The organism is Streptomyces sp. NPDC056222 (genome assembly GCF_042264065.1).
Lineage (GTDB): Bacteria > Actinomycetota > Actinomycetes > Streptomycetales > Streptomycetaceae > Streptomyces.
The window spans coordinates 1-7,923 of record NZ_JBHJTL010000167.1 but is presented as its reverse complement, the minus strand read 5'-3'; the positions used below and the strand labels follow the sequence as shown (position 1 = coordinate 7,923).

The 7,923-nt window shown below is 70.3% G+C and carries 8 protein-coding genes; 6 read left to right on the top strand and 2 right to left on the bottom strand.

Translation table 11 applies throughout. The annotated features are described in order from the left end of the window. Positions 1–663: DNA-binding response regulator (locus tag ACFC0D_RS37505; protein WP_376446347.1), on the bottom strand; the 663-nt coding region annotated here is incomplete at its 3' end. 216 nt (positions 664–879) lie between these two features. Between ACFC0D_RS37505 and ACFC0D_RS37500 the strand changes: the two genes are divergently transcribed. Together ACFC0D_RS37500 and ACFC0D_RS37495 are read left to right on the top strand one after the other, a co-directional pair. Then, complete coding sequence (locus ACFC0D_RS37500; RefSeq protein WP_376446344.1) at positions 880–2,430, top strand: von Willebrand factor type A domain-containing protein; 1,551 nt, start codon at positions 880–882, stop codon at positions 2,428–2,430. A 46-nt stretch (positions 2,431–2,476) separates the two neighbouring features. Then, on the top strand, positions 2,477–2,944 hold the full coding sequence (locus tag ACFC0D_RS37495) for an anthrone oxygenase family protein (protein ID WP_329120396.1): 468 nt from the start codon (positions 2,477–2,479) through the stop codon (positions 2,942–2,944). 4 nt (positions 2,945–2,948) lie between these two features. Here ACFC0D_RS37495 and ACFC0D_RS37490 read toward each other — a convergent pair whose 3' ends face one another. Further along, complete coding sequence (locus ACFC0D_RS37490) at positions 2,949–3,905, bottom strand: ScbA/BarX family gamma-butyrolactone biosynthesis protein (RefSeq protein ID WP_376446341.1); 957 nt, start codon at positions 3,903–3,905, stop codon at positions 2,949–2,951. 364 nt (positions 3,906–4,269) lie between these two features. Between ACFC0D_RS37490 and ACFC0D_RS37485 the strand changes: the two genes are divergently transcribed. The 4 genes from ACFC0D_RS37485 (at position 4,270) to ACFC0D_RS37470 (ending at position 7,880) form a co-directional block, all read left to right on the top strand. After that, positions 4,270–4,962 carry an HAD family hydrolase gene (locus ACFC0D_RS37485; RefSeq protein ID WP_376446338.1) on the top strand — a complete coding sequence of 231 codons (693 nt, stop codon included), beginning with the start codon at positions 4,270–4,272 and terminating at the stop codon, positions 4,960–4,962. A gap of 138 nt (positions 4,963–5,100) precedes the next feature. After that, the gene (locus ACFC0D_RS37480) at positions 5,101–5,871 is read left to right on the top strand and encodes a glucose 1-dehydrogenase (RefSeq protein WP_376446335.1); all 771 of its coding nucleotides are present in this window, start codon (positions 5,101–5,103) and stop codon (positions 5,869–5,871) included. Positions 5,872–6,029: 158 nt separating this feature from the next. Then, the gene (locus ACFC0D_RS37475) at positions 6,030–6,680 is read left to right on the top strand and encodes a ScbR family autoregulator-binding transcription factor (RefSeq protein WP_376446333.1); all 651 of its coding nucleotides are present in this window, start codon (positions 6,030–6,032) and stop codon (positions 6,678–6,680) included. A gap of 336 nt (positions 6,681–7,016) precedes the next feature. Then, on the top strand, positions 7,017–7,880 hold the full coding sequence (locus ACFC0D_RS37470) for a BTAD domain-containing putative transcriptional regulator (protein WP_376446332.1): 864 nt from the start codon (positions 7,017–7,019) through the stop codon (positions 7,878–7,880). Positions 7,881–7,923 lie beyond the last annotated feature (43 nt).

The window sequence follows — 7,923 nt, the reverse complement described above, 5'->3', positions numbered from 1 at the left end:
CGTCGTGCCCAGGGCGTGCAACAGCTCACCGACCCGGCGGCTGTAGGTCCGGCCGGACATGCCGAGGCGGGCGGCGGCCGTCTCGTCCGTGAGGCCGGCGAGGAGCGCTTCGAGGACCGGGCGGAGCTGGGCGGGGAGCTCGCGCGGCGGGGTGGTGGCGCCGACCAGCTCCTCGCCCGCGTCCCAACTGATGTGATGGGCGCGGACCAGGGCCTGCACGACGACCGGGTCGCGGATCAACAGCAGCCCGTTGTACAGCAGCTCCAGATCGAGCGGGACCGCCGCCACCGTACGGTCGACGACGATCATCTTGAAGGGGATCGAGTCCGTGAGACGGGCCCGCCCCGGTGCCCCGACCGCGCCCGCCACATGCGGCAGGGCGTGCCGCGGCACGATCCGTCTGACCTCCGGGGCCCGCTCCGCCGCGGCCCGCATGCACGCTCCTGCCAGTTCCAGGAACGGCTCGGGGATCGCACGGCCCGCGGAGGCGGCCGGGTCGTCGAAGGTCAGCAGTTCGTGCCGCGTCGAGGCGGCGAGTCCGGCCAGCGCGGCGCTGATCCGCCGCGTGCCGCGGACGGGGCGCCCCGGTGGCCGCTGTGCCTCGGGTATGGCCCTGCTCATCGCCGATCGCGCGAGCATCACGGAGCCCGCAGTCTCTGCCACCGCTGACCACCCCCGCCCGATCGGTGTGCCACTCCATGTACGCATGTGACTGCACACGGTGACAACCCCTGTTGAAAAGGATGGCGAGTCCATGCCACGGGAGGCCGCCCCGGCCGCCGTTGCCGCATTGAGATCCATCCGCAACTCCTTCGTCTGCTCCTTTCGGCCTCCTCGGACGTCACATTCACAAGTGCTCCAACTTGAGGGGGAGATGACATGAAGCGACGCCACAGGGCGCGGCTCGCCGCCGGGATCCTGGCCGCCGGGCTGCTTCTGACCGGGTGCGGGGCCGGAGAGAACAGCCGTCAGAGCGCGGACGGGCGAGGGGGCGGCCACCGCGCCCCGGACGCCCGTCAGGACGCAAGCCCCGACGCACGCCAGGACGACGCCCCCGAGGGCGAGCAGCGCTCCCGGCCGCCCGCCGACTGGCTCTCCACCTTCGCCCTGGACGTGGACACCGCCTCGTACGGCTACGCCCGGCGCACCCTCTCCGAGGGACGGCTGCCCGACCCGACGTCCGTACGGCCCGAGGAGTTCGTCAACAGCTTCCGGCCGGACTATCCCCGTCCCGAGGGGGACGGCTTCAGCGTGACGATCGACGGGGCACGGACCGGGGACGACGGCTGGTCGCTCGTCCGGGTCGGGCTCGCCACCGCCGCAGCGGACCGGAAGGGCGAACGCCCGCCCGCCGCCCTGACCTTCGTCGTCGACATCTCCGGCTCGATGGCGGAGACCGGCCGGCTCGATCTGGTCAAGGAGTCCCTCGGCATCCTCACCGACGAGCTCCGCGACGACGACTCGGTCGCGCTCGTCACCTTCAGCAACGAGGCCGAGACCCGGCTCCCGATGACGAAGGTCAAGGGGCAGCGCGAGCGGATCCACGGAATCGTCGACGAGCTGAGGACCACCTCCTCGACCAACGTGGAGGCCGGCGTACGCACCGGCTACGACGTCGCCGTCGAGGGGCACCGCAAGGGCGCCACCAACCGGGTCGTGCTGCTCTCCGACGCCCTCGCCAACACCGGCGACACCGACGCGCAGTCGATCCTCGACCGGATCGACAAGGAGCGCAGGGAGTACGGGATCACCCTCTTCGGCGTCGGCGTCGGCAGCGACTACGGCGACGCGTTCATGGAGCAGCTCGCCGACAAGGGCGACGGGCACACCACGTACGTCTCCACCATCGAGCAGGCGCGCAAGGTCTTCGTGGACCAACTGCCCACGAACATCGAGCTGCGTGCCCGCGACGCCAAGGCGCAGGTCGCCTTCGACCCGAAGACCGTCGAGCGGTTCCGGCTGATCGGCTACGAGAACCGGGAGGTCGCCGACGAGGACTTCCGCAACGACAAGGTCGACGGCGGCGAGGTGGGGGCGGGGCACACCGTCACCGCGCTGTACGCGGTGAAGACCCGGTCCGGCAGCACCGGGCCGCTGGCCACCGCCACGGTCCGCTGGCTCGACCCGAAGAACCGCGCCCCGCACGAGAACACCGGGAGCGTCGGGACGAGCGCGCTCACCTCCTCGCTCTGGGCCCCGGGCCACGACAGCCTTCAGCTGACCGCCGTCACCGCCTACTTCGCCGACCGGTTGCGGGGCGGCGACATGCCGGGCGCGCCGAGGCTCACCGAGCTCGCGGAGCGCTCGGAGGCGATCGCGCAGCGGTCGGGTTCCAAGGTGGTACGGGAGCTGACGGAGGCGATCCGGCAGGCGGACAAGCTCTTGGTGAGGGACGGCGGCGCGGAATCGGGCGATCCGTACTCCGGCTGATCCACAACTGCTGCGCGGTGGCCGTGGATCCCGTCATGATGGGGCCATGGCCACCCTGCTGCTTGCCCTCGCCGTCGGTTCCACCGGCCTCTATGCCGGGTTCATGCTGATCTTCATGACCGGGATCATGCCCGCGCTCGCCCGGCTCGGGGACGCGGAGTTCGTCGACGCGATGCGGCGGATCAACGAGTACGTTCCCAAGCCGGTGTTCCTGATCGTGTTCCTGGGTGTCGTGGCCTTCCCGGTCGCCGCGTTCTTCGTGCCGGTCGACGGGCGCTCGGACACCCAGAAGTGGCTGGTCCTGGCCGGTCTCGTCTGCGCCGTGGTCAACCACCTGATCACGATGGGCGGCAACGTTCCGCTGAACAACGCGCTGGCCGCCTCGGAGCGGACGGGGGTGGATCCGTCCGCGGTCCGCGCGGCCTTCGAGAAGCGTTGGAACGCCTTCCACGCGGTCCGTACGGTGCTGATCACCGCCGCGTTCGGGCTGCTGATCGCCGCGTCCCTGAACTGATCGGTCAGGAAGGGAGTTCCGCGACCGTGGTGATGGCGGTGAAGAGGATCTCGTCGTCCTGGCGGCCGGTCACCCGGATCAGTCGCTCCGGGCTGCCCGGGTAGTCCACGGCCGGCTCGGTCTCGATCCAGCAGGGGCTGCCGAACTCGGCGTACCGGTGGAAGGTGGAGTCCATCGCCACCGGCAGCACCGGCCGGCCGACGGGTGTCAGTGTCTGGACGGCCTGGCGGGCCGCCTCCAGCAGGACCATGCCGGGGATGTGGTCGCCGGGGTGGTCGAAGAGGACGGGGTGGCGGGTGTCGACGCGCAGCTGCCAGCGGTCGGCGCGCTCGGTCGGCGTGAGCACGACGTCGAACTCGCTGAGCCGGCCGACGGACCGCGGCTCCACGGCCGCGGTGGGCGGCTCCTGGGCGGTCGCCGCCTCGGCGAGGCGGTCGGCGCGCAGTCGGCGGTAGACCTCGGGGCTGGTGCAGGTGTAGCGGGCGTTGCCGGTGGCGAGCGTCCGGCCCTGCTCGCTGACCACGACCTCGTAGCTCAGCCCGGCCAGCCGGCCGGCGCGGCGGCGGATGTCGGTGCAGGTGACGTCGAGGCGCAGATCGGCGGGCGCCCCGCCGACCGGCAGCATCGCGGGCATCACGCGGTAGTTGAGCTCCCACATCAGGAACTGGTGGCCCAGCGGCACGTCGAAGCCCGCGTGGGCGAGCAGCGCACCCACCTGACGGATCGTTTCGGCGGCCAGCATCGGGTCGTAGTGCGAGCCGCCGACCGGGCCGAAGAAGGAGTGTCCACGCGGCCACTGGGCGCTGAGCGTGAAGTGCGCCTCGTCCGTACGGGACCAGTCGGCAGTGAGAAAGACCTCGGCGAGCGCGGCCCGGTGAACGTACTCACGGGGAGCCGTCGTGGTGAGCCCCTGGAAGGCTTCCGTGTCCACGATGTCGGTCGGGGCGGACGTCTGCAGCATGAGATCCCTCTACTAAGGGCCTACTAAGGAGATTCGGGCAACCAGCACCGCGGAAGTTACGAACCCCTCGGTACGTTTCGCAAGGGCGCGGGTACGGTTCTGTCAGGTCGACGCGGGGAAAGGGGGAGGGCCTTCGAGTCTGCCCGTGTTCAACGACGCCTGTCAGAACGGCAGATGTCCGACTCATGAGACCCGAGGGTTCACGAGTGAGGTGGCTTCGGGTATCTTCCAGCTGCCGGAAATCTGTACCGCCAGGTTTGTTTCTCGGGTATCCGAGACGCCGGTTCGGGTGATCGCGTCACCATCCGCGCGCGATTCGTTCCGATATGCCCGGCCCGCCGATCGGCTGTCCCTTGGAGACTCCGTGGAACACCTGCGTCAGATATCCGTCGCCGCCGTCAACATCGACGGCGTGCTGCTGAACGACACGTTCAGCCCGGTCATCCACCGGTTCATCACCCGTCGCGGCGGCCACTACGACGCCGAGGTGGAGCGGGAGATCTTCTCCCAGACCCAGCTCACCGCCGCCAAGGCCCTCGGGGCCGCGGCCGGACTCTCCTGGAGCCCCGAGGACGTGCTCGCGGCCTACTTCGAGGAGCGTGCCGCCCATCTGGCCGAGCACCCGTTGCGCCTGCTCGACGGCGCCACCGAGCTGCTGGTGCGGCTGCGGGAACTGGGGCTGCGGACGGTCTGCTACGGCGGGCTCGACGCGTCCCACTTCGACCTGCACCTGCGGGAGCAGGCGCATCTCTTCGACGCGCCCGGCTATGTGTGCACCAACGACTTCCGGCCCGGGGTACGCGAGTTGACGCGGGACCTCGGGCTCCGCTTCGACCAGATCCTCTTCATCGACGACGTCGCCCGCGTCGCGGAGGCCGCCAAGGAGCTCGGGGTGCCCTTCGTCGGCCACCCGAGCGACTTCGCCCACGGGTTCCAGGGCGAGCTGATGCGCCGGGCGGGCGTCAGACACGTGGTGCGCTCGCTCGACGAGATCGACGAGTCCCTGCTGCGGACCCTCGACGCCGAGGCCGCCGCCGGTACGGTCTGGAACCGCTGAGATTCACGTGGCGTATCCACCCGAAGCCGCCGCCGTCGCGGCCGGACCTGTGATTCCGTCAGCCCTGTCGACGACGACGCGCTCGGCGCCACACAGCCGGGTGTCACACATCCAACTGCCGAGGGAGACGAACGTCCCATGACTGCCGACCACCGCCTGCTGCCCGAGAAGGTCGCCCTGATCACCGGAGCGAGCAGCGGAATCGGAGCGGCCGCCGCCCGGGTCTTCGCCCGTGAGGGCGCCCGCGTGGTCCTCGCCGCCCGCCGCGAGGACAGACTCAAGGCTCTGGTGGCCGACTTGCGCGAGCAGGGCGCCGAGGCCGAGTACGTGGTGGCGGACATAACCCGCCGCGAGGACACCCGGGCCGCCGTGGCGCGCGCGGTGGACACGTACGGAAGGCTCGACGTGGCGTTCAACAACGCCGGGTGGGGCGCCGGCCGCGAGCCGCTGCACGAGATGGACGACGAGCTCTACGACCGGATCCTGGACGTCAATCTGCGCGGGGTCTGGAACTGCCTGCGGGACGAGATCGCCGCGATGCTGACCACCGGCGGCGGCGCCATCGTGAACACCAGCAGCGTCGGCGGACTGCTCGCGACCCCGGTCGCCGCGCCCTACGTGGCCGCCAAGCACGCCGTGGTGGGACTGACCAAGGCCGCCGCCGCCGAGTACGCGGCCCAGGGGATCCGGATCAACTCGGTGGCTCCCGGGACGACCCGTACCGAAGTGGTCACCGAGTGGTTCGCCGCGGTGCCCGGGATCGAGGAGGCGCTGCACGCCGCCACCCCGCAGCCGCGGACCGCCGAGCCCGAGGAGATCGCCGAGGCGGCGGCCTGGCTCTGCAGTGACCGATCGTCGTTCGTCACCGGTGCGATCATGCCGGTGGACGGCGGCTTCACGATGGTGTGAGCCGGATGCCGCCCGGCCGAACGGCCTGCGTGCGATGTCTTGTGTCCTCTGCACGTATCCGTCCATACTTGCTGTTTTCGACCGTGAAGTGCGAGCAGGCACGGAGCGAGCGCGTGTGTCCTGTGGGGCATCGGGCTATGAGAGGGACGTGACCCCCAATGGCGAAGCAGGATCGCGCGATTCGGACGCGCCAGGCGATCTTGGAAGCGGCCGCCACCGTCTTCGACGAGCGTGGTTACGAGGCTGCGAAACTCACCGACATCCTCCAGCTCGCCCAGGTCACCAAGGGTGCGCTCTACTTCCACTTCGACTCCAAGGAAGACCTCGCGCACGCGGTGATCGACGCCCAGGTGTCGACCGCGCCCACGCCGATGCCGCAGGTCTCCAAGATGCAGGAGTTCGTCGACATCGGCATGGTGTTCGCGCATCGGCTGACCCATGACGGGCTGCTGCGCGGGAGCGTCCGGCTCACCCTCGACCAGGGCGGCCACGAGCTCAACCGCAGCGGCCCCTACCGGGAGTGGACCGATCTCAATCTGCGGGTGCTCGAAGAGGCCAAGGAGCGCGGTGAACTGCTGCCGCACGCCGACCCGGAGGAGGTGGCGCCGCTCGTGGTGGGTTCCTACGCCGGCCTGAACCTGATGACCCAGGCCCTGGGCAGCAACCGGGCGGACATGGACCGCTGGGCCTCGGCCCTCTACCGCCATGTGCTGCCCAGCATCGCGGTCCCCGCCGTGCTCGCGATGCTCGACATGGAGCCCGGGCGGGGCGCCCGCGCCCTGCGCGCGGCGGAGGCGGCGGCGGGCTAGGGGTGTCCGGCGCCCCGGGCCCCCCGGGGCAGGTCATTCTGATGGGTGAAACCATACCCGGCTGCCGGTTTTTCGAGGAAGACATGAAGCCGACATCTTGACGTCGTCTGAAATAGACATCGGAAAGCGTACCCGTGAGTCCAGATCTTGGACCCGCGGGTACGCTTCGTTGCGCCGCTTACGGATTCCTGATAGCGACAAACCCGCGCCAAGCGGACATTCTTCCGCGTTCTCGGGTTCAGAAATTCCATACCCGGCGGTTTCTTATTGACATGCCTCCGGGTCTCTTTTCTAATCGTCCAGGGCCAAGCCGTTCACCGACACTGAGGGGGCAAAGTGGACGTCCGGATCCTGGGGGGACTGTCGGTACGCGAGAACGGGGTGTCGATCACTCCGACCGCCGCCGCGCCGCGACAGTTGCTGGCGCTGCTCGCGGCCAACGCGGACCAGGTCGTGCCCGTGACCGTACTCATGGAGGAGCTCTGGCCGTCGGGGCCGCCGCGCGGCGCCCGAGTCGAACTTCAGTCCCACATCATCGACCTGCGGGCGCTGATCACCATGGCCCTGCGCGGGACCGGGGCGCCGGCGGACGGCTCCAACTGGCTGGAGCGCCACACCGCCGAGGCCGTACTCGTCTCGCTGCCCGGCGGTTACCGGCTCGACACCGGTGGCGGCTCCAACGACGCCTGGCAGTTCGAGCGGGCCGCGGGCGCCGGCTACCGGGCCATGGAGGCGGGCGACCTCCAGCGCGCGGCACGCCGGCTCTCCGACGCCCTCGCTCTGTGGCGCGGTGAACCGTACGCGGGCGTCGCGGCCGGTCCCCATCTGCGCATGGAGATCGAGCGCCTGGAGACCTCCCGGCTGAGCGCCCTCGACCAGTGGGTCGAGGCCCAACTGCGGCTCGGCCGGCACTTCGAGATGATCTCCGACCTCTCCGAACTCGTCGCCCAGTACCGCACCAACGAACCGCTGCACGGCCAGTTCATGGTCGCGCTGCTGCGCTGCGGACGGCAGGACGAGGCCCTGGAGGTCTACCAGCGGCTGCGCAACGGACTGAAGAAGGAGACGGGCATGGAGCCCTCGGCGCGGCTGCGCAGGCTCCAGCGTTCGATCCTGACCGTACGGGACGTGGCCCGGCCGGCCTTCGGCCGCCAGACGTCCACGCTGCCCCGCCTCGTGCCCGCCGGATCGCTCGGTTGAGGGGCCGCACCAGGGCGCGTGCCGGAACACGACGAGAGGAGGC